The organism is Streptomyces sp. AM 2-1-1, from assembly GCF_029167645.1.
Taxonomy (GTDB): Bacteria; Actinomycetota; Actinomycetes; order Streptomycetales; family Streptomycetaceae; genus Streptomyces.
Map to the genome: position 1 here is coordinate 6314597 of NZ_CP119147.1, position 20600 is coordinate 6335196.

Consider the following 20600-nt stretch of genomic DNA (forward strand, 5'->3'; position numbering starts at 1 on the left):
TCGGGAGTGGGCGCCCCGCACCCGGTGTGCCCGGACCGGGCCCGAGCGCCGATACTGCGTAGAGGCGGGAACGCGGAGGGAGCTCCGCCGCCCGCGACACGAGGCTCCATGGTGGAAGGCAAAACAAGGTGACGATCGTCGCATATCAGGGGGAACCGGGCTCCAACTCGGCGACCGCCGCCCACGCGCTCTACCCCGGGTGCGGCGAGATTCCCTGCACGGGCTTCGAGCAGGCGCTGGACGCCGTGACGCTCGGTACCGCGGACGTCGCGGTGATCCCGGTCGACAACTCCGCGGCAGGGCGCGTCGCCGACGTGCACCACCTGCTGCCGGATTCGGGCCTCTTCATCATCGCGGAGCACTTCCTCGCGATCCGATTCGACCTGATGGGCGTCCCGGGCGCCTCACTCGATCAGGTGGAATGCGTGCGCAGCCACGTCCACGCCCTGGGCCAGTGCCGGAAGTTGCTGCGCGAGGGCGGCTGGCGCACCCTCGTCAGCGACGACACCGCCGGATCGGCCCGCGAGGTGGCGGAGCTGGGCGATCCCCGCCACGCCGCGCTCGCCCCGCCCGCCGCGGCGAAGCTGTACGGGCTGGACGTGCTCCGGCCGGAGGTCGAGGACGACCCGGAGAACACCACGCGCTTCGTGGTGCTCTCCCGCGACTCGACCCCCCGGCCCGGCACCGACGGCGCCACGATGACGAGCCTGTTCTTCTGCGTGCGCAACATCCCCAGCGCGCTCTTCAAGGCCCTCGGCGGATTCGCCACCAGCGGGGTCAACCTCACCAAGATCGAGAGCTACCAGATGGGCGCGGGGCTCAGTCCCAGCCGCTTCTACGTGGAGATCGAGGGGCACCCCGACGAGCCGCGCGTCGCCCTCGCCCTCAACGAGCTGAGCTTCTTCTCCTCCGAGGTACGCGTGCTCGGCGTCTACCCGGCCGACCCGCACCGGCTGCGGGAACACACCGGCTGACCCGGACCGGGCGGGCGGCCGCCGGCCGGCCGCCCCGTCCGGGCAGCGGGCCCGTCACACGACGCCCGCCGAGGGGAGACTTCTGGGGTCGGCGGGACCGGCCGTCCGCGGACCGGCGGGCCGCGGCACGTAGACCGGCGAGTCCGACTGGTAGAAGAGGTCGATGTCGGCCTCCTCCCCGCCGACGATCAGGGTGTCCCAGGCCCCGCTCTCCTGCAGGGTGCGAAGGGTCCCCGGGGCGAGCGGCGCGAGGTGCGCGCGGAGCTGCTCCATGGTCGGCATACCCGGCAGCCTCGGCGCGAGACGGTCGCGGATCGCCGCCATGCGGTCCAGCAGTTCGTCGAGGTCCGGGCGTCCCGTGCCTGACCCGGCAGCCGGCCCGGCCTCCTTCGGCCCGGCTTCCGTGCTCCGGGCGATGATGTCCTTGATGGCCCGGGTGACGCCCCGCTCGTCGGTGGTCACCATCGCGTTCCAGGCGCGGCTCTTGTGCCGGTACTGCAGCATCGACATCGCCGCCTCGTGGCGGATGAAGTCGGCGTCGCGCAGCGGCTTGCCCCGCCAGGACCGGCTGAGCGACCGGGCGAGGGAGGTGGCCGAGGCGAGACCGCTGTTGAGCCCGCGGCCGGGCCAGAAGTGGATGGCGTTGGCCGCGTCCCCCAGCAGGAAGCCGTACGTCCCCGGGGTCGTCGCCGTCGGACGGCTGAGCTGGGCGGTGAACCGGGGGCGCTGCACCATGTCCAGCCGGAACGACGTGATCGCGGACAGATCGTCCTCGGCCACACCGAACAGGTTCAGGCCCTGCCGGATCTCCTTCCACAGGGGCGATCCGCGCAGCAGGGCGGGCAGGAAGAGGGTTCCGTGCGTCGAGCAGCGGAACTCGTTGTCCTCCTCGCGGTTCATCAGGCAGGGGCGGGCCGCGATGCACGGCTCGAACACCTGGCGGACCGGATCGATGCCGATCACACCCTTGGCCTCCTCGCGGGTGAGCCGCATGTTCAGGAAGCCCTCACCGCGCAGCGAGTTGAGCAGGAAGCGGTTCTGCGACACGGTCAGCAGCACGCTCATCGGGTCCGACAGGCGCGACTTGACCCGCAGCCCCAGCACGACGTCCTGGAGGTGCTCGCCGTCGAGGGAGTAGATGGACGGGTCGGCCGAGCCGAACCGGTCGGCGAAGTGGTCGCGGGTGCGGGAGCGTCCGCCCTCCCCGATCACCAGGACGTGTTCCTGGGCGAGCCGTCCCTGCCGCTCGACCGGGTCGAAGCGGTGCGGTATCAGCTGGATCGCGGGCCTCGTGTTGGCGAGCGCCAGGAGCCGGTCCTCGATGTAGGCGATCCGGATGTTGCGGGGCGGCCGGCCGTCGACGGAGTCCGGCCCCACCGGCCACATCTCCGAGTACGAGGCGGCGTCGTCGAAGAGCGCCGAACGCACCTCCTCCGAGAGCGCCAGGTACTGCCGGCTCTGGACAGTGACCACCTGCTGACGCCGGACGTTGCCCTGCGACTCGTCCTTCCAGACGACGTCGGCGCCCTCGCGTACCCACCGTCCGTCGTACACGGTGATCGCCACCCGGCCGCTCAGCATCTCGTCCAGCGCCAGCGCGAAAGCGAGTCCCACCGGCCCGCCGCCGGTGACCGTGACCCGCAGGACCCCGGGGTTCGCGGCGGCGTTCAGCCGGGGAAGATGCAGCTGGGAGAGGTCGATGACCGTCTCCATGACGTCCTGCGCCTCGTAGAGGAAGGTCTCGTCCCCGATCCGGACGCAGTCGTGCGGCCGCAGTACGTGCCGGGTGACGCGCTCGTCGTTGACGTACGTGCCGTTCCTGCTGTCCCGGTCGTACAGGACGTACTCGGCGTCCTCCCTGACGATCTCGGCGTGCAGGCGGGACGCGCTGGGGCTCACGATCACGACCCCGTTGTCGCCCTTGCGCCCGAAGGTCACAGGAGCGGTTCCCAGAACCACGCTCTGCCCGGTGAAGGGGCCCGAACGCCCCACGATGACTGATGGCATGGCCACTCCTTGTGAACGACGCCCAGCTCCAACGGGCCGCCCCGAGCCGCCGATCCGGCCCTGGGCGTCCCGTACCCCCCGCGCTGACGGTGCCGGCCGTCCGACGCGTCGTCACACCGTGCACGACGATCCCACCAGTCCGTCCTGTCCCGTGACGGACCATCAATCGCTTGTGTGACAAGACGTGTTGACCGGCCGCCGTCGCGCTCTCGAAGTCTACGGGACACCCCCCGCGCGGCGCTTCGAAGTGCGCGAGGTGAGCGGTGCGGGAGAGGGGCCGGCGCGGGCGTTCAGTCCGCCCGGTCCGCACCGTCCGGTGGAGTGTCACCGGTCTCCTGGGCGGCGGGCGCCCCCGCGCCGCCGCCCAGGGGCCACGCCTCGATGTCGCGGTAGTGGATCGGACCGCTGCTGCGGCCCACGTTGCTGCCGACCAGGTGCAGTCGTGCGGCGGGCCACCGGACGCCCGTGAAGCCGCTGAGCCCCGCCGCGATCTCCCCGGCCGAGGAGAGATCGCCCCGGCGGGCGCGGGCCAGGGTCAGATGGGGCCGGAAAGGCCGCTCCGCGAAGGCGACGCCCTGGTCCCGGACGGCGGTACGCACGTCGGCGGCGAGTGCGCGCAGCGCGTCGAGGTCGCCGTCGACACCGCTCCACAGCACCCGGTCGTCGAAGGTTCCGCTGCCCCTCAGGGCCAGCCCGGGCGGTCGGTGGGCCGCCGCGAGGCCGGCGAGGAGCGGGCGCAGCGGCGGGACCGCCCCCACCGGGAGCTCGCCGAGGAACGCCAGGGTGACGTGCCAGTCCTCGACGCGGTTCCAGCGCATCCGCGGATGCGTGAGGTAGGAAGGGCCCAGCTCCCGGGCCAGTTCCTCCTTCGCGTGGTCGGGCGGGGCGAGGGCGATGAACACGCGAACGGTCGCGGGTCGGGTCTCTTCGTTCACACCCGACTTCGTACCGCACCCGGCCGCCCGCGTGGCGACCGGGTGGCGGTCCGGGATCAGCAGGCCGCCGCGACGCCGTCCAGGCGCAGGGGTGCGCCGGTGCGCCCGGTGATCTCCTCGACGGACACGCCCGGGGCGGTCTCGACGAGGGCGAGGCCGTCGGCGGTGACGTCGAGGACGCCGAGGTCGGTGATGACCCGGTGCACGCAGCGTTGGCCGGTCAGCGGCAGGGTGCACGCGTCGAGGATCTTCGGTGTGCCGTCCTTGGCGGTGTGCTCCATCAGGACGATGACCCGGCGGGCACCGTGGACGAGGTCCATGGCGCCGCCCATGCCCTTCACCATCTTGCCGGGGATCATCCAGTTCGCGAGGTCCCCGTGGGAGGAGACCTGCATGGCACCGAGGACGGCGGTGTCCACGTGGCCGCCGCGGATCATGCCGAAGGAGAGCGCGGAGTCGAAGAAGCTCGCCCCGGGCAGGACGGTGACCGTCTCCTTCCCGGCGTTGATCAGATCCGGGTCGACCTCCCCCTCGGTCGGGTAGGGGCCGGTACCGAGGATGCCGTTCTCGGAGTGGAGCACCACGTGCACCCCGGAGGGGAGATGGCTGGGAATCAGGGTGGGCAGCCCGATGCCCAGATTGACGTAGGAGCCGTCGTCGAGTTCGGCGGCCGCGCGGGCGGCCATCTGGTCGCGGGTCCAGCCCAGGGTGCTCATGCGCGTACGGTCCTCTTCTCGATCTGCTTGTCGGCTGCCTCGGCCGGGGTCAGCTCCACCACGCGCTGTACGTAGATGCCCGGCAGGTGCACCTGGTCGGGCTGGAGTTCGCCGGGTTCCACGAGCTCTTCGACCTCGGCGACGGTGATGCGGCCGGCCATCGCGGCGAGCGGGTTGAAGTTCGCGGCCGCGCGGCGGAACACCAGGTTCCCGTGGCGGTCCCCGCGCCAGGCGCGGACCAGGGCGAAGTCGGTGGTGATGCCGTGCTCCAGCACGTACGAGTCTCCCTGGAACTGCCGGGTCTCCTTGGGCGGGGAGGCGAGGGCCACCGTGCCGTCGGGGGCGTACCGCCACGGCAGGCCGCCCTCGGCCACCTGGGTGCCGACCCCGGCGGGGGTGTAGAAGGCGGGAATGCCCGCGCCGCCCGCGCGCAGCCGCTCCGCGAGGGTGCCCTGCGGGGTCAGCTCGACCTCCAGTTCGCCGGAGAGGTACTGGCGGGCGAACTCCTTGTTCTCGCCGACGTAGGAGCCGGTGACGCGCTGGATACGGCCGGCGGCCAGCAGGACGCCGAGACCGCGGCCGTCCACCCCGCAGTTGTTGGACACCACCCGGAGCCCGGTCGCGCCCTGCGCGTGCAGGGCGTCGACGAGGACGGCGGGAATACCGGAGAGGCCGAAACCGCCGACGGCGAGCGAGGCGCCGTCCGGTATGTCGGCGACCGCATCGGCCGCGTCGGCGTGCACCTTGTTCACAACGGGTTCCTTTCGGGTGGCGGCACCGGGCCGGACAGGAGGCCCGCCCCGGCTCCGGTGGTGACGGCGCCGCTCACCGGCCGCAACGCGTCGGAGACGGACTTGACACCGCCGTGCGCCGTCAGGCCGCCGTCCACGGCGATCTCGGCCCCGCTGATGAACGAGGACTCCCGCGAGAGCAGGAAGACGACCAGCGGGGTGATCTCCTCGACGGTTCCGGTGCGGCCGAGCGGCGTCTCGCGGATGTTGGCCTCCCGGAAGGCGGGAGCGGCCGAGGCGGTCATCTCCGTCTCGATGTAGCCCGGATGGATCGTGTTGACGCGGATGCCGCTCGGCCCCAGTTCGAGGGCCGCCGTCTTCGACAGGCCGCGCAGCGCCCACTTGCTGGTCGTGTAGGCGACCGGGTAGTGGCCGGTGAGGGCGGCCGAGGAGCCGACGTTCACGATGGAGGAGCCGGCGGGCATGAGCGGCGCGAGGTGCTGGATGCCGAGCAGCGGACCGGTGACGTTCACGGCGTGGACCCGGGCCATGTCCTCGGGGCGCACGTCGCCGATCCTGGCGCGCCACGTGATACCCGCGTTGTTCACCAGGCCGTGGACCTGGCCGTACGTCTCGCGGAGTTCGGCGGCCAGTTCGGCCCAGTCCCTCTCCTCGCTGACGTCGAGGCGGCGGCAGCCGTCCGCGGATCCGACGTCGGTGGCGACGACGTGCGCGCCCTCCCGGGCGATCGCCGCGACCTCGGCGGCTCCCTGGCCCCGGGCGGCACCCGTCACGACGACGACCTTGCCCAGGAGCCGTTGCCCGGGGACCTCGTTCACGGCCGCTCCCGGTCATGACGCCGGCCGGCCGGCAGCGGCACGGGTTCCACACCGGGCACGACGGTGCTGGTCAGGGTGCCGATGGCTTCGACCGTGAGACGCACGGTGTCGCCCGGCCCCAGAGGTGGCGGCGTCTGCTCGCCGCGCAGCCCCCAGAGCTCGGCGAGGCAGCCGCCGTTGCCGCAGGTGCCGGAGCCGAGGACGTCGCCGGGTACGACACGGGTGCCCCGTGAGGCGTAGGCCGTCATCTCCTCGAACGTCCAGCTCATGTGGGAGAGCAGGTCCCTGCCGATCACCTCGCCGTTGACCTCCGCCGTCAGCGCGAGGCGCAGCAGCCCTTCGGCGTCCCGGTACGGTTCCAGCTCGTCGGCGGTGACCAGGTAGGGACCGAGCGTCGTGGCGGTGTCCTTGCCCTTGCAGGGGCCGAGGCCGACCTTCATCTCCGCGGACTGCAGGTCCCGCGCGGACCAGTCGTTGAAGACGGTGTAGCCGACGATGTGGTCCCGCGCCTGCTCGGGGGTGAGGTCGCGCCCCTCCCGGCCGATGACGGCACCCACCTCCAGCTCGAAGTCGAGGGCGGCCGAGCCGGGGGGCATCGGCACTCCGTCGTGCGGGCCGTAGACGGCGTGCGGGTTGGTGAAGTAGAAGGTCGGCGCCGCGTACCACTGCTCGGGAACGCCCGCGACACCGTCGACGGCGCGGCGTACCCCCTCGACGTGCTCTTCGAAGGTCACGAAGTCCCGTACGGAGGCGGGTTCCAGAGGAGGGAGCAGCCGCACCTGGGAGACGTGCGGACCGGGCGGCACGTCGAGCGCAGCCGCCCCGGCGGCGAGCAGCCCCGGCAGCCCTCCGGTCTCCTTGAGGAGAGCGGTGAGGGAGGTGACACCGGGGAGGGGGAAGAGCGTCCCGTCCTCCTCCACGACGGCCACCCGGTGGCGGTGCTGGTGCTCGTAGGCGGCGAAACGCATGTGCGGCTCCTGGGGGAGGCGAGGGGGTGCGGGGGAGTGGGGCGGGGACGGGCGTCGGGTCGCGGCGCCGGGCGTCCGCCGGCCGGGGCGGCGACGAGGGCCCGCACCCCGCGGGGCACGGGGTGTCCGGCGGATCGAGGGGGAGGTGGCGCCCGCCGTCGAGCGCGGGCGCCACCTCCCCCTCGCCGTGGGCCGCCGGACGACCGGTCAGACCGGCGGGGCGACGAAGACGCCGCGGTCGGGATCGTTGAACGACTCCTTGGCGACGATCTCGTTCATCGCGTTGGCCGTGCCCCACTGGTCGGTGACTTCGGGCTGCGAGAAGTCGTAGACGTGGGGGTGCCAGGTGTCCTCGTCGAGGTTCTCCAGCTCGGTGGTGTACTCGACGGTGTTGCCGTGGGGGTCGAGGAAGTACGTGAAGGTGTTGTCGCCCGCCATGTGCCGGCCGGGACCCCAGACCTTCTTGAAACCGGCCCGCATGACGCGGCCGGATCCGCGCATGTACTCGTCGATGCCGCGCATCTCGAAGGAGACGTGGTGCAGGGCGGTGTGCGGGCCCTGGGCGATGGCCATGGAGTGGTGCTGGTTGCTGATCCGCATGAAGTGCATGACCTCGCCCATGTGCGGGGAGCTGAGGGTGTCGGAGAGCGCGAAGCCGAGGTGGCGCTCGTACCACTCGCGGGTGCGGTTGAGGTCGGGGGAGTTGAGGACGACGTGGGAGAGCTTGACCGGGATGGCCTCCTTCTCCTCGATCTTCCGGTGCCGGCGCACCTCGACGTCGGCGGAGACCTCGAGGGTGCGGCCGTCCACGTCGAAGAAGCGGAAGCCGTAGCCGCCACCGGGCGTGTCCAGGTTCCCGGGCCGGGACACCAGCTGCACGCCGCCCGCGAGCAGGCGCTCGGCGAGCGTGTCGACGGCGGCCGCGTCGGCCGCGCCGTAGGAGACGAGGTCGAGGCGCTTCTCCTCGGCCTTGCGCAGCCGCACGACGTAGTTCTCGGGGGAGCCCTCGGCCGCCAGGAAGGAGATCCCCGAGTCCTCGGAGACCTTGGTGAGGCCCCAGACCCCGCCGTAGAAGTCGAGCTGCTTCTCGTAGTCCGGCACCGCCAGGTCCACGTGGCGCAGGTGGGTGAGCAGACGTCCGTTCATGGTGCTTCCTCCTCGTTGAGGTCAGGCATGGCGCAGCAGGGCAGCGGCGTTTCCCCCGCGTACGGAGTCGAAGTCGGCCTCGGAGAGACCGGCGGCGCGCAGGGCGGCGACCGGATCGTCGGTGCCCATGTCGAAGGGGAAGTCCGAGCCGAGCAGCACCCGGTCGGCGCCGGCGACGCGAATCAGCTCCCGCAGGACGTCCGGGTCGTGTACGAGCGAGTCGAAGTGGATCCGCTTCAGGTAGCTGCTCGGCGGACGGGCGCATCCGGCACCCGCGTCGGAGCGCGCCGACCAGGCGTGGTCGGAGCGGCCGATGTGGGTGGGCAGGTAGCCGCCGCCGTGGGCGGCGACCAGCTTCAGCGCGGGATGACGGTCGAGCACCCCGGAGAAGATGAGGTGCGAGAGCGCCACGGCGTTCTCGGTGGGCTGACCGACCGTGTTGGACAGGTACCACTGGTCCAGGCGCTCGTCGAGCGTGCACCCGAAGGGGTGCAGGAAGAGGATCGCACCCGTCTCCTCCGCCCGGGACCAGAACGGCTCGTACGCCGGGTCGGACAGCTCCCGCCCCGGGGCGTGGCTGGACAGCTCCACCCCCGCCAATCCCTGCTCCAGCGCGTGGTCGAGAGCGGGCACCATGAGGCCCGGGTGCTGGAGGGGTACGAGGCCGAGGCCCCGCAGCCGGTCCGGAGCAGCCGCGCAGTGCGCGGCGGTGGCCTCACCGGCCAGCCGGTACACCTTCTCCGCCGTCTCCTCGTCGGCCCAGTAGTGGTACTGCGACGGGGAAGGGCTGACGAGTTGGACGTCCACCCCCTGCGCGTCCATCGCCGCGAGGCGTACGGAGACGTCGGTCAGCTTCGGTATGCGGGCACCGACCATGGGGCCGCTGACGGCGAGCGCCGCGGGACCGTTGCGGCGGGCGTCCAGCTCCCTGGCCTCCGCGAGTCCCGGGAGCCCCGCCACCAGAGCCTCGACCTCGGGCAGCAGGACGTGGGCGTGCACGTCGACGGTCGGGGAGGTCACGGGAGCTCCCGGAGCATCGTCATGGTGCGGCCCATCAGGCCGGGGACGTCGGCGTCCCGCACCCCGTCGAGCTGCCACTGCCCGATCTGCACGGACGCCTCCACGACGGGCCGGACCCGGGCGATGCGGCGCTCGTAGTACGCCTGGAACAGCGCGTCGTCCCAGCTCTCGGCCCCGGTCAGCATCCGCGCGAGCACGAGGGCGTCCTCCAGGGACAGGGCGGCGCCCTGCGCGAGGGTGGGCGGGCAGCAGTGGGCGGCGTCGCCGACGAGGACGACGCGTCCGCGGTGCCAGGAGCCCTCGACCAGCAGCCGGTCGAACCAGGTGTAGTTCACCTGTCCCGAGTCGGTGATCGTCCGGGTGATCTCCGGCCAGAAGCCCCCGTAGGCGGAGGTCAGGCGGCGCATCTCGTCGGCGTACGAGTCCACCGGGATGGAGGCCCGGTCGCGGTTGGCCTCGACCACGTACGCGTAGAGGGTCGTCTCGCTGGTGGGGCAGTAGCCGGCGATGTGGGCCGGCCCCCCGTAGGCGAGGTCGGTGCGGGTCAGGCCGGCCGGACGCGGGGCGGCGACGCGCCAGATGGCCATGCCGGTCGGTTCGGGCTTCGCGGTGATACCGATGGCGGCGCGGGTGGTGGAGCCGAGTCCGTCGGCGGCGATCACCAGGTCGTAGCGGCCCTCGGTGCCGTCGGAGAAGCGCACGGTGACGCCGTCGTCGTCCTGAACCAGGCCGGTGGTCCGGACGCCCAGGCGCACCCGGGCCCCGCTCCCGCGGACGGCGTCGATGAGGATCCGCTGCAACTGGGGGCGCTGCATGCCGACGGTGGCCGGCAGGTCGTCGCCTCCGCTGCGGATGTCGTCCTGCGCGTGCAGGACGGTACCGTCGGGGGCGGTGATGCCGACCGAGCCGAAGCCGTAACCGGACGCCTCCACCCGCTCCCAGACGCCGAGTTCGCGCAGCACGCGCAGGGCGTTGCCCTGGAGGGTGATGCCGGAACCCGCCGTCGCGTTCCAGTCCTCCTTCGCCTCGACCAGGTCGACGCCGAAGCCGGCCCGGCGCAGCAGGACCGTGACGGCGTTGCCTGCCGCCCCGCCGCCGACCACCAGGACCGTACGGGATGTGCTCATGGGAACTCCCTTGTTCCTCTTGTTACTTGACGGCGATCGGATTGACCGGGCTGCCGACCGCACCGGTGATGCGCAAGGGCGCGGCGGTGAGGAGGAAGTCGTACGTCCCGTCGTCCGCGCAGTCCTCGGCGAGTGCGTCGAGGTCCCACATCTCGCCGATCAGCAATCCGATGTTGGGGATGGCGACCTGGTGCAGCGGCTGGAAGGCGTGGTCGAACTCGTTGGGCCGCACCTCGAAGCCCCAGGTGTCGGTGGCGATCGCGGCGATCTCCGTGCCGTGCAGCCATCCGGCCGCGGTGAACGACAGGCCGGGGGCCGGGCCGCCGGCGTACTCGCCCCAGCCGTCGCGGCGGACCCGGGCGAGCTGCCCGGTCCGCACCAGCACGATGTCGCCGCGCCCCACGGCGACCCCCTGGGCCCCGGCCGTGGCCGCCAGGTGCTCCCCGGTGATGGCGAAGCCGTCCGGCAACTCCCCGTCCTCGCCGATCGCACGGCCGACGTCCAGCAGCACCCCGCGGCCGGCGACGTGCGGTGCCATGTGCTCGATGCCGGTGACGAGGTCGCCCTCGGACGTGACGACCTGCTCCGCCGGACGTCCGTTCCAGGCCTTGCCGTGGTCGAAGATGTGCCCGAGCCCGTCCCACTGGGTGGAACACTGCAGCGGCATCGCGATCACGTCGTCGGCGCCACCGAGGCCGTGCGGGAACCCCTGCCCGTTGACGACGGCGTCGGTGCCGGTGTCGAGCATGGTGTGCACGGGGTTGGTGCGCCGGCGCCAGCCCTTCTGCGGGCCGTTCATGTCGAAGCTCTGGGAGAGGGAGAAACTGGCCCCCCGCCGCACGAGCGCGGCCGCCTCGCGGCGCTTGGCCCCGTCGAGGAAGTTGAGGGTGCCCAGCACGTCGTCCGCGCCCCAGCGTCCCCAGTTGGAGTACGCCTTGGCCGCCTCGGCGATCGCCCCCTCGGGGTCGGTGCGGTCGAGGGTCATGACTCCTCCGCGACGACACACCGGGTGCGCTGGACACCGAGCCCGGAGACCGAACCCTCCATCACGTCCCCGTCGCGCAGCAGCCGGCCCCAGTGCATGCCGTTCCCGGCCGGGCTGCCGGTCAGGACGAGGTCGCCGGGGAGCAGGCGCGCGGTCTGCGACACGTAACTCACCACGCGCGCGACGCTGAAGATCATGTCCTCGGTGGACTCGTCCTGCATCGTCTCGCCGTTCAGCTTCAGCGTCACCCGCAGGTCGTCCGGGTCGGTGACCGACCCGGCGGGCACGATCCAGGGCCCGAGCGGGGTGAAGCCGGGGGCGTTCTTGCTGCGCAGCCAGTCCGTGCCGATCTGCGGCATGTCACGGCGGAAGACGGTCCCGCGATCGGTCAGGTCGTTGGCGATCGTGTACCCGGCGACGTGGTCCAGCGCCTCTTCGACCGGCACCTGGTAGGCGGGCCGGCCGATCACGACCGCCAGCTCCAGCTCCCAGTCGGGCTTCCCGGCCCACGCGGGGAGCACGACGTCGTCGTACGGCCCGGTGATCGCGCTCGGCAGGCCGATGAACACGTACGGCAGGTCCTCCGTCGCGCGCCGGTCCATGATCTCCGCCGCCTCCGCGCGCCGCTCCTCCTCGGAGCGGTCGTCGTCCGGGGCCCGGTGCGCGACATGCAGGTCGATGACGTGCTGCCGGTAGTTCGCGCCGGACTGGAAGACCTGACGCGGCTCGACGGGGGCGTGCACCCGGAAGTCCGCCAGGGGCTTTCGCTCCGGTCCGTCGCTCCCGGCCAGCGCCTCCAGCCGGGGGAGCGCGGACTCCCAGCTCTCCAGAAGGCTCCGGACGTCCAGCCGGTCGTCGCCGAGTACGGCCCGGAGGTCGAGCACCCGGGCGTCGGGCGTGACGAGGGCCGGGAACGCCGGTCCGTCCGGGGCCGAGAGCGTGGCGAGGGCGAACGGTCCGGCGAAGAGCGCGGACGCGGGTTCAGGTTTCACGGGCATGTCCTCCTGATTGCGGTGGGACTAATCTGAACCCGCCACCCGGAATCATGGAAATAGATTGTATGGATGAGTGTCATCCACAGTGTTTATTTCTCCTGGTGGGCGCCGCCTCGTAGGGAGAAAGCCCGTGAATCTGTCCCGACTCGACCTCAACCTCGTCGTCGCACTGCGCGCCCTGCTGGAGGAGCGCAACGTCACGCGCGCAGGACAGCGCGTCGGGCTCAGCCAGCCGGCCATGAGCGCGGCCCTCGCGCGACTGCGACGGCACTTCGACGACGACCTGCTGGCGCGGGTCGGCGGCCACTACGAACTCACCGCCCTCGGCCAGGTCCTCCTCGACCGCACCTCGACCGCCTACGACGTACTGGAACGTCTCTTCGCCAGTCAGGCCGTCTTCGATCCGGCCGGTGAGAGCCGCGAGTTCAAGCTGATCGCCTCCGACTACGCCGTCGCCGTCTTCGGGGCCGAACTCGCGCGGGTCGTCCACGAGGAGGCCCCCGGCGTCCGCCTGCGCTTCGCCCAGACCCCGCCCACCGTGGTCGACGACACGGCCACACTGCTGAGCACCACCGACGGTCTGCTCATGCCGCACGGTGTCATCAGCGGTTTCCCCGCCACCGACCTCTACGAGGACAGCTGGGTCTTCCTCGTCGCGGACGACCACCCGAGCGTGGAGGACCGGCTCACCCGGGCGGACCTGGCCCGGCTGCCCTGGGTCACCTACCAGCGCACCTACGACGCCCCCGCCGTGCGCCAACTCGGGATGCTGGGTGTCGAACCGCGGGTGGAGGTCTCCGTCGACAGCTTCCAGGTGCTGCCGCTGCTGGTCGCGGGGACCCGGCGGATCGCCCTGATCCAGGCCCGCCTCGCCCGTCTTCTCTCCCCGCTGGCGGCCGTACGCGTCCTGCAACCCCCCTACGAGGCGGTTCCGCTGCGGGAATCGATGTGGTGGCACCCGGTGCACACCCACGACGCCGCCCACATCTGGCTGCGCGAAACGGCCGCCCGGGTCGGACGGCGCATGGCCGACGCCCCCGGACGGCCGGCGTCCTCCTGACGGGCGCTGCGGGCCTCCCGCCGACCCGGCACCGCACCGCCCGGTCGGCATCCCGATCGGCGTAGACCGGCCCCACGGCATCCACGGCGTGGATCCGGGGCATCCGTGAATCGGATCGCGCCAGGGCTGGACAGACGGTCCCGGCGACCGCACGGCAGGGAAACGCCGCTGGGGGCGCCTCCCCTCCCATCGGGCCCGGGACTGCATTCCGCCGTCCCGCCCTGCCCGCTCCCGCGCCCCGTACGTACCCGCCCGGGGAACCCCCCGTCCCCCGCCGGCCGCCGCCAGGAGCGCCGCACTCCGCCGGCCTCCCGCACGACCCGGACAACCCGGCGGGGCCCTGCCGGAAGATCAGGTCGACTCGCGCACCACGAGTTCGTTCGGCATGATCACCGGCGTGGCCGGGCCCCCGTCGATCAGGCCGAGGAGCAGGTGGACGGCGGCGGTCGCCTGGTCGGCCATCGGGCTGCGCACCGAGGTCAGCGCCGGGCTGGTGTAGGACGCGGCCTCGATGTCGTCGAAGCCGACGACCGCCACGTCCTCGGGGACCCGTCGGCCCGCGCGGTGAAGGGTACGCAGGGCCCCGATCGCCATCAGGTCGTTGGCCGCGAACACCGCGTCGAGACCCGGATCGTCCTCCAGGAGCTGACGCATGGCCTCGGCGCCGGAGGCCCGGGTGAAGTCGCCCAGCGCCACGATGGAGCGCCGGCCGGTGTCACGCAGAGTCCGGCGGTAGCCGTCGAGACGTTCGCGCGCCTCGTACAGTTCGAGCGGTCCGGTGATGGTGGCGATCCGGCGCCGCCCGCGCTCCAGGAGATGACGCACGGCCAGGGCCGCTCCACCGGCGTTGTCCAGCGCCACGTACGGGACGTCCTGTGCGGAGGTGCGGTTGAACGACACGACGGGCAGGCCCTGCCGGGCCAGCGCGGCCGGCAGCGGATCCGTACCGTGCAGGGCGACGAGGAGCACACCGTCCACGTGCCCGCCCGCGATGTACCGCACCACCCTGGTCCGGCTCCGGTCCGATTCCGCGAGCATGAGTACGAGCCGTTTGCCCGCGTTCTCCAGCTCCCTGCTGACGGCCCGGACCACGGCGGAGAAGAGGGGGTCGTCGGAGACGACTCCTTGCGGCGGGTCGGAGACCACGACGGCAAGGGTGTCCGTACGCCGGGTGACGAGATTGCGTGCCGCTCCATTGGGCACGTAGCCCAGCTCCTGGACGGCACGCATGACGACGTCCCTGATCTGGGGGGCGACCGTCGTCTCGCCGTTGATGACGCGGGAGACGCTCGACTTGGACACGCCCGCCCGCGCGGCGACCACTTCGAGCGTGGGGCGTCTCATGCGGGTCCGTCCCCTGAACCGCCGCCCAAGTGCCTGCGCGGAGCGGGTTTTCTCATCGGGGCGACCTCCGGCTCTGCGTCTAGGCGATGGGAGCAGCGTATCCGCAGGCCGGAGCGGCCGGAGCACGGCCCGGGCATGTCCTGCCCGCCGCCGACGCCACGGACCCCGACATCGCACAAGGTCGCCGAGAGACCGTTCCCTGAGAACTCACCTCGGCGACGAGGCGCTTTTTTTACGAGGTGAAAGAGGCCTTGACAGCCTCTACCGGCCCCTCCATCCTCCCTCTCAGGGAGCGCTCCCTGAGCTCCCTCCCCCCCCACACCGGAGGAGTCGCCCATGCACGCGCCGCTGCGTCGCTTCGCCTTACTTCTGGCCCTCGCGGCCTCTCTGTTCGCCTTCACCGCTCTTCCCGCCCCTTCCGCGCAGGCGGCGGAGACGCTGCTCTCGCAGGCGAAGCCCGTCACCGCGTCGAGCACCGAGGGCCCCTTCGGTGCTTCCAGCGCCGTGGACGGCGACCTTGGGACGCGCTGGTCCAGCGGGTTCGCCGACCCGCAGTGGATCCAGATCGACCTCGGGGCGAACGCCGCGATCAGCCGGGTGGTCCTCACCTGGGAGGCCGCCTACGCCAAGGGGTTCAGGATCGAGGTGTCGAGCGACGCGGCGAGCTGGACCGTCGTCCACCAGACGGCCACCGGCACGGGCGGCGTCCAGAACCTCGCCGTCACCGGCACCGGCCGCTACGTGCGCATGTACGGGACGCAGCGCGCCACGCTCTACGGCTACTCCCTGTGGGAGTTCCAGGTCTACGGCACCGCCGGTGCCGGCAACCCCGGCGGCGACGCCGGCAAGCTCCTCTCCTACGGCAAGCAGGGCGTGGCTTCTTCTTCGCAGGCCGACTCGAACTGCTGGGAGTGCACACCGGCCAGGGCCTTCGACCGCGATCCGGCCTCCCGCTGGGCCACGAGCCCCACGACGGGTTGGACCGATCCGGGCTGGATCTCCGTGGATCTCGGCGCCACGGCACAGATCGACAAGGTCGTCCTGCAGTGGGACCCCGCCTACGCCAAGTCCTTCCAGATCCAGGTCTCGTCGAACGGAGCCGACTGGACACCGATCTACTCGACGACGTCCGGCACGGGCTTCAAGCAGACGCTGGCCGTCTCGGGAACCGGCCGCTACGTGCGCATGTACGGGACACAGCGCGCCACCCCCTACGGATACTCGCTGTGGGAGTTCCAGGTGTACGGCACCGGCGGCAGTCCCGTACAGGCTCCGCCCCTGCCGAGCGACCCCGCGAACCCGCCGCGGCTCGTGTGGAGCGACGACTTCGACGGCGCCGCCGGCGGCAAGCCCGACGCGTCGAAGTGGCGGGCCGACCCGGGCTCCGGCCCCAACAACGAGCTGGAGTACTACACCGATCACCGCAACGCCGCACTGGACGGGGCGGGGCACCTGGTGATGGAGGCGCGCAAGGAGGCCACCGCCGGGGCGTCGTGCCCGCCCGACCCGCTGAGCGGCAGCACCACCTGCCAGTACACCTCTGCGCGGATGAACACCGGCGCCACCTTCCAGTTCACCTACGGACGCGTCGAAGCACGCATCAAGGTCCCCAAGGGCAACGGCCTGTGGCCCGCGTTCTGGATGATGGGCGCCGACTTCCTGACGGGCCGCCCGTGGCCGTACAACGGCGAGGTCGACATCATGGAGATCCTCGGCAAGGACGTGAAGACGGCCTACTCGACCGTCCACGCACCCGCCTACAACGGCGGAGGCGGCATCGGCTCGCCGTACACCCTGCCCGGGAACGCCGACTTCTCCGACGACTTCCACACCTGGGCCGCCGACTGGAACAGCAGGGGCATCACCTACAGCCTCGACGGCCGGACCGTCTTCACCCTCGACAAGGACCAGGTGGAGCAGACACGCGGGCCGTGGATCTTCGACCACCCCCACTACATGATCCTCAACCTTGCGGTCGGTGGTGACTGGCCGGGCCCGACGGACGCCGGCACCCCCTTCCCCTCCAAGATGCTCGTCGACTACGTGCGGGTCTATCAGTAGACCCCGGCCCCACCCCGTACCCCGGCGGTGCTCCGGCACTCCGGCGTCCACGAGGTTCCCGGGTCGCCCCACCCGTTCTCCGGGGCGGCCCGGGCACCTCGAACGCACCTCGCACACGGCGGGACTCCAGGGAACTGTCCGGCTCCCGCACTCCACCTCCCGCCATGGTCCGGCAAGAAGCACCTCTCCACCCCGAAGCCCGTGAGGAAGTGACATGCGCAGACATCCCGTTCCGCTGTACACCCTGATGGTGAACGCTCTGGCGGTCGTCCTGGCCGCCGCCCTGAGCTTGACCGTGTCGGCCCCCCAGGCGCAGGCCGCGACGGTCACGGTCCAGGCCGAGTCCTACGCCGCCCAGTCCGGCGTCGCGTTGGAGGCGACCGCGGACACCGGCGGCGGCCAGAACGCCGCGTTCCTCGCCGACGGCGACTGGATGCGCTTCGACAACGTGGACCTCGGCGGAACCGGCCGGCTGACGGTGTCGGCACGGACCGCTTCCGCCGTCGGCACGGGCACGGTGGAGCTGCGTACCGACGGCCTGAGCGGACCGCTGCTCGCCGTCATACCGGTCTCCCCGACCGGCGGCTGGCAGAACTGGTCGACCCGGACCACCGAAGTCACCACCCATCCCACCGGTGCGCAGACGGTGTTCGCCGTGCTGCGCGGCGCCGCACCCGGCGACTTCGTCAACATCAACTGGTTCTCCTTCGCCGGTGAGGGCGACGGCGCAGCGGCCGGCTGGGTCCCCGTGGACCAGGCCCAGTGGAACGCCCAACTGGCGCAGTTCCGCGCGATGACGCCGGCCGCGGTGCCCGCGGGCGTGGTCCGGGTCCCTGAGTTCAACGCCACCTGCACCTACAGCCACTCCAAGCCGGACGACCCCATCGTCCTGCCGGGACTCCCCGGCGCGTCCCACATGCACAGCTTCTTCGGCAACAAGAGCACCGACGCGTTCTCCACGACCCAGTCGCTGCGGGCCCACACACCGACCAGCTGCACCCCTGCCGACGACCTCTCGGCGTACTGGATCCCCACCCTCTACCAGGGCGACACGGCCATCGAACCGGAGGGCATGATCGTCTACTACGGCTCCCGGCTCACCGACCCCGCGGCGACCGTTCCCTTCCCCCAGGGATTCCGCATGATCGCCGGAAGCGCCAAAACGCAGACACCCACCCCCGCGGGATCTCCCGGCCAGTTCTGGTGCGCCGGTGAGGGCGGCGAGATCGGACGCAGCGCCGACGGCAACTGGCCGGTGTGCGCCCCCAAGGCCCACCTCACCCATCAACTGGTCTTTCCCGACTGCTGGGACGGCAAGAACCTCGACAGCCCGGACCACAAGTCGCACGTGGCGTTCACGTACGACGGAAAATGCAGCGGCGCCTACCCCGTCGCCATCCCCAACCTCTCCTTCGTCACCAGCTACCCGACCAGTGGCGGCACCGGCGGCTTCCGGCTCGCTTCGGGCATGGCATCGTCCATCCACGGCGACTTCTTCAACGCCTGGGACAACGCCGCTCTCGGACACCGCGTGAGGGACTGCATCAACCAGAAGGCCAAATGCAGCGCCGCCGGCACGTTCTGACCCTGTGGTCGGCGTGCGTCGTGGCGACGGCGCTCCCGGCTGTCGGCTGCACCCCGCAGCCGACAGCCGGGGCCTCGCCGGCGGCCTTCAACGCCACCGACAGCGCCTGGACGCTCCTGATGATCCCCATGGCCGAGCGTGCGCGGCTCCTGACCGATCTGGCTCCGCCGCGCACGGCGGACCCGGCCCTGGCCGGCTTCGCGGCGGACACCGGATCGGCACTGCGCGCGGACCTGCGCCGCCTGCGCGCGGTCCTGCGACTCTCGGGCGTCCCCGACACCCACCCCCACGAGGGGCACGACATGCCGGGGATGGTCAGCCGGAGCACCCTCGAGGAGGCGACCGCCGCGAACGGCCCGGCGTACGACCGGATTCTCACCGACGCGCTGCGCGCCCACTTCACGCAGTCCCGGATGCTCTGTGCCGGCGAGCGGACCCGGGGCCGGGGGGACGAGGCGAGGGACCTGGCCGCATCCCTCGCGAAGAGCGCGGCCGCGCAGATCTCCCGGCTGGACACGTTGCGCGCGGCACGGACACCGCTGTGACCGCACACGTTCCCGGGCAGGGCCCTCCCTCGTCCCGCACGCTCGTCTCCGCATGGGGGACGAGCGACCGCCCGGGCTCCGCGCATCACCGGTCCCGCCGGAGGAAGCAGGCGGGCGGTGGGCGGCGTGCGGCCGGCCGGCGGGTCCGCCCGCCGGTCACTCCACCGGATCGGGCGGTAGTCCGGTTCCAGGAGAGGAGGACCCGCACGCCGTCGGGGCCGGTGCGGGAGGCGGGCACGACGGCCGGCCTGCCCCGACCCCGGATCGGGACGTGGGCCTGATCCGGTGATCCGCCCGACAGCTCCGGCGCCGCGCCCGTGGGCCCGCCCCGCGAAGGCCCGTACCGCCGAGCGTCCGGCGGCCGCCGCGCCCCGCACCACTACCGATTCGGTCACCGAGTAACGGCGCAGGGCCTCCCGCCCTCCCGGAACGCAGAGCCGTTCGTCAGCGATGCCGCGCAGTCCGTCCAGCACCGCCTCGTCCCGGTCGACGACGCCCCACGCGCGGTCCTGCTCGTCGACATGCTCGACCAGTTCACTCCGGGAGGCACGGTCGCCGCCCTCACCGACAGCGCGAGCCGGCCTCACCGTGCGCCACCCGAACCCGGCGGCCACCGCCGCCATACGGGGCCACCACCCTCTGCCGCACGCCTGGATGCCGGCGTCTTCAGCCCGCCCGGTGCTGCCGGGGGGTGACGGCGGTGCCGAGGAAAAAGCTGTCGATGCCCTGGACGGTCTCCATGAAGTCGTCGAGGTTGACCGGCTTGGTGACGTAGGCGTTGGCGTGCTGGGTGTAGGCGTCCTGGACGTCGTCGGGGGCGGCCGAGGTGGTGAGGACGACGATCGGGATGCTGGAGAGCTGCTCGTCGTTCTTGAGCACGCTGAGCAGCTCGCGGCCGTTCATCCGGGGCATGTTGAGGTCGAGCACGATCAGGTCCGGGCGGTCGTTCGCGGGGTCGCGGAGATACTCCAGGGCGGACACCCCGTCGTCGACCCGGTTGATCTCCCGCGTCATCCCGCGCTCGATCAGGGCCTCCTCGATGAGCATGGCGTCGGCCACGTCGTCCTCCACGAGCAGGACGGTGTAGCTGCGCCGGGGTGCAAGGCCGTTCATGTGGGGGCTCCGGAGATCGTTGGGCGGAGGGCGGGAGGAGGGCCGTCGGGTGAGGACCGGGCGGGGCCGGCGTTCGCGGGCACCTGCCGGCTGACGCCCCGGGTGCTGCCCGGCTGCGGGTCTCCGGCTCCCCGGCCGGCGGCGGGGGCACAGTCGTCCACCACGCGGCCGGGGGAGGGCCGGCGCCCGCAGCGGAGGCCGACGGGCCGCTCCAGCCCTCAGGCGCGGGAAGAACCGTCCCCTCTCCGGCCGGCCCCGGGGCCACTGTGCCAGGTCCGCGACCGCGCGGCGTGCCCGCCCGGCGAGCTCGTCGGTCCCGGGCCGAGCCGAGGTCTCCGCTGTCATGGGCGAACCGTAGTCCGGGCCGAAGAGTCATGACAACCTTCGTTGTCGTGAGGGTAGGGTGGCCCGCGCTCCACGTGAGTACCGGAGCCTGAGTTCCACCCCCT

18 protein-coding genes are annotated in these 20600 nt (G+C 72.1%); 5 read left to right on the forward strand and 13 right to left on the reverse strand.

From position 1 onward, the window contains the following. The first annotated feature begins 128 nt into the window (after positions 1-128). Positions 129-974: a prephenate dehydratase gene (locus PZB77_RS27525; protein ID WP_275495324.1), complete on the forward strand. Its 846-nt coding sequence runs from the start codon at positions 129-131 to the stop codon at positions 972-974. Positions 975-1028: 54 nt separating this feature from the next. Here PZB77_RS27525 and PZB77_RS27530 read toward each other — a convergent pair whose 3' ends face one another. The 11 genes from PZB77_RS27530 to PZB77_RS27580 form a co-directional block, all read right to left on the reverse strand. Continuing rightward, positions 1029-2981 (reverse strand): FHA domain-containing protein, encoded by a 1953-nt coding sequence (locus PZB77_RS27530; protein WP_275495325.1) that lies wholly within the window; start codon positions 2979-2981, stop codon positions 1029-1031. 290 nt (positions 2982-3271) lie between these two features. Beyond that, positions 3272-3916, reverse strand: coding sequence for an RNA 2',3'-cyclic phosphodiesterase (gene thpR / locus PZB77_RS27535; RefSeq protein WP_275495326.1), 645 nt, complete (start codon positions 3914-3916; stop codon positions 3272-3274). Between the two features lie 56 nt (positions 3917-3972). Next, a complete protein-coding gene (locus tag PZB77_RS27540; RefSeq protein WP_275496241.1) occupies positions 3973-4623 on the reverse strand; it encodes a CoA transferase subunit B in 651 nt (216 codons plus the stop codon). Positions 4624-4628: 5 nt separating this feature from the next. Beyond that, positions 4629-5384, reverse strand: coding sequence for a CoA transferase subunit A (locus tag PZB77_RS27545; protein ID WP_275495327.1), 756 nt, complete (start codon positions 5382-5384; stop codon positions 4629-4631). Continuing rightward, positions 5381-6202, reverse strand: coding sequence for an SDR family oxidoreductase (locus PZB77_RS27550; RefSeq protein WP_275495328.1), 822 nt, complete (start codon positions 6200-6202; stop codon positions 5381-5383). The genes PZB77_RS27545 and PZB77_RS27550 overlap by 4 nt, the downstream gene beginning before the upstream one ends. Further along, positions 6199-7170 carry a fumarylacetoacetate hydrolase family protein gene (locus tag PZB77_RS27555; RefSeq protein ID WP_275495329.1) on the reverse strand — a complete coding sequence of 324 codons (972 nt, stop codon included), beginning with the start codon at positions 7168-7170 and terminating at the stop codon, positions 6199-6201. Before PZB77_RS27555 ends, PZB77_RS27550 begins: the two co-directional genes overlap by 4 nt. Positions 7171-7377: 207 nt before the next feature. Continuing rightward, complete coding sequence (locus PZB77_RS27560; protein ID WP_275495330.1) at positions 7378-8316, reverse strand: VOC family protein; 939 nt, start codon at positions 8314-8316, stop codon at positions 7378-7380. A 21-nt stretch (positions 8317-8337) separates the two neighbouring features. Next, positions 8338-9336, reverse strand: a complete 999-nt coding sequence (locus PZB77_RS27565; RefSeq protein ID WP_275495331.1) for an amidohydrolase family protein — start codon at positions 9334-9336, stop codon at positions 8338-8340. Then, entirely contained in the window at positions 9333-10463 is a 1131-nt protein-coding gene (locus PZB77_RS27570; RefSeq protein ID WP_275495332.1) for an FAD-dependent oxidoreductase, read from the reverse strand. Before PZB77_RS27570 ends, PZB77_RS27565 begins: the two co-directional genes overlap by 4 nt. 22 nt (positions 10464-10485) lie before the next feature. Continuing rightward, on the reverse strand, positions 10486-11448 hold the full coding sequence (locus PZB77_RS27575) for a cyclase family protein (RefSeq protein WP_275495333.1): 963 nt from the start codon (positions 11446-11448) through the stop codon (positions 10486-10488). Continuing rightward, positions 11445-12446, reverse strand: a complete 1002-nt coding sequence (locus PZB77_RS27580) for a fumarylacetoacetate hydrolase family protein (RefSeq protein ID WP_275495334.1) — start codon at positions 12444-12446, stop codon at positions 11445-11447. Before PZB77_RS27580 ends, PZB77_RS27575 begins: the two co-directional genes overlap by 4 nt. 127 nt (positions 12447-12573) lie before the next feature. Here PZB77_RS27580 and PZB77_RS27585 point away from each other — a divergent pair, with 127 nt between their 5' ends. Further along, the gene (locus PZB77_RS27585) at positions 12574-13503 is read left to right on the forward strand and encodes a LysR family transcriptional regulator (RefSeq protein WP_275495335.1); all 930 of its coding nucleotides are present in this window, start codon (positions 12574-12576) and stop codon (positions 13501-13503) included. 351 nt (positions 13504-13854) lie between these two features. On the opposite strand, the gene PZB77_RS27590 is transcribed toward PZB77_RS27585, so the two are convergent. Further along, complete coding sequence (locus PZB77_RS27590) at positions 13855-14847, reverse strand: LacI family DNA-binding transcriptional regulator (RefSeq protein ID WP_275495336.1); 993 nt, start codon at positions 14845-14847, stop codon at positions 13855-13857. 336 nt (positions 14848-15183) lie between these two features. On the opposite strand from PZB77_RS27590, the gene PZB77_RS27595 reads away from it, so the two are divergent. From PZB77_RS27595 to PZB77_RS27605, 3 genes are all read left to right on the forward strand, one after another. Continuing rightward, entirely contained in the window at positions 15184-16908 is a 1725-nt protein-coding gene (locus PZB77_RS27595; protein WP_275495337.1) for a discoidin domain-containing protein, read from the forward strand. A gap of 214 nt (positions 16909-17122) precedes the next feature. Continuing rightward, a complete protein-coding gene (locus tag PZB77_RS27600) occupies positions 17123-18493 on the forward strand; it encodes a DUF1996 domain-containing protein (protein ID WP_275495338.1) in 1371 nt (456 codons plus the stop codon). Beyond that, positions 18469-19038 (forward strand): DUF305 domain-containing protein, encoded by a 570-nt coding sequence (locus PZB77_RS27605; RefSeq protein ID WP_275495339.1) that lies wholly within the window; start codon positions 18469-18471, stop codon positions 19036-19038. The genes PZB77_RS27600 and PZB77_RS27605 overlap by 25 nt, the downstream gene beginning before the upstream one ends. Positions 19039-19704: 666 nt before the next feature. Here the strand turns inward: PZB77_RS27605 and PZB77_RS27610 are convergent. Further along, positions 19705-20151, reverse strand: a complete 447-nt coding sequence (locus PZB77_RS27610; RefSeq protein ID WP_275495340.1) for a response regulator — start codon at positions 20149-20151, stop codon at positions 19705-19707. Positions 20152-20600: the final 449 nt, after the last annotated feature.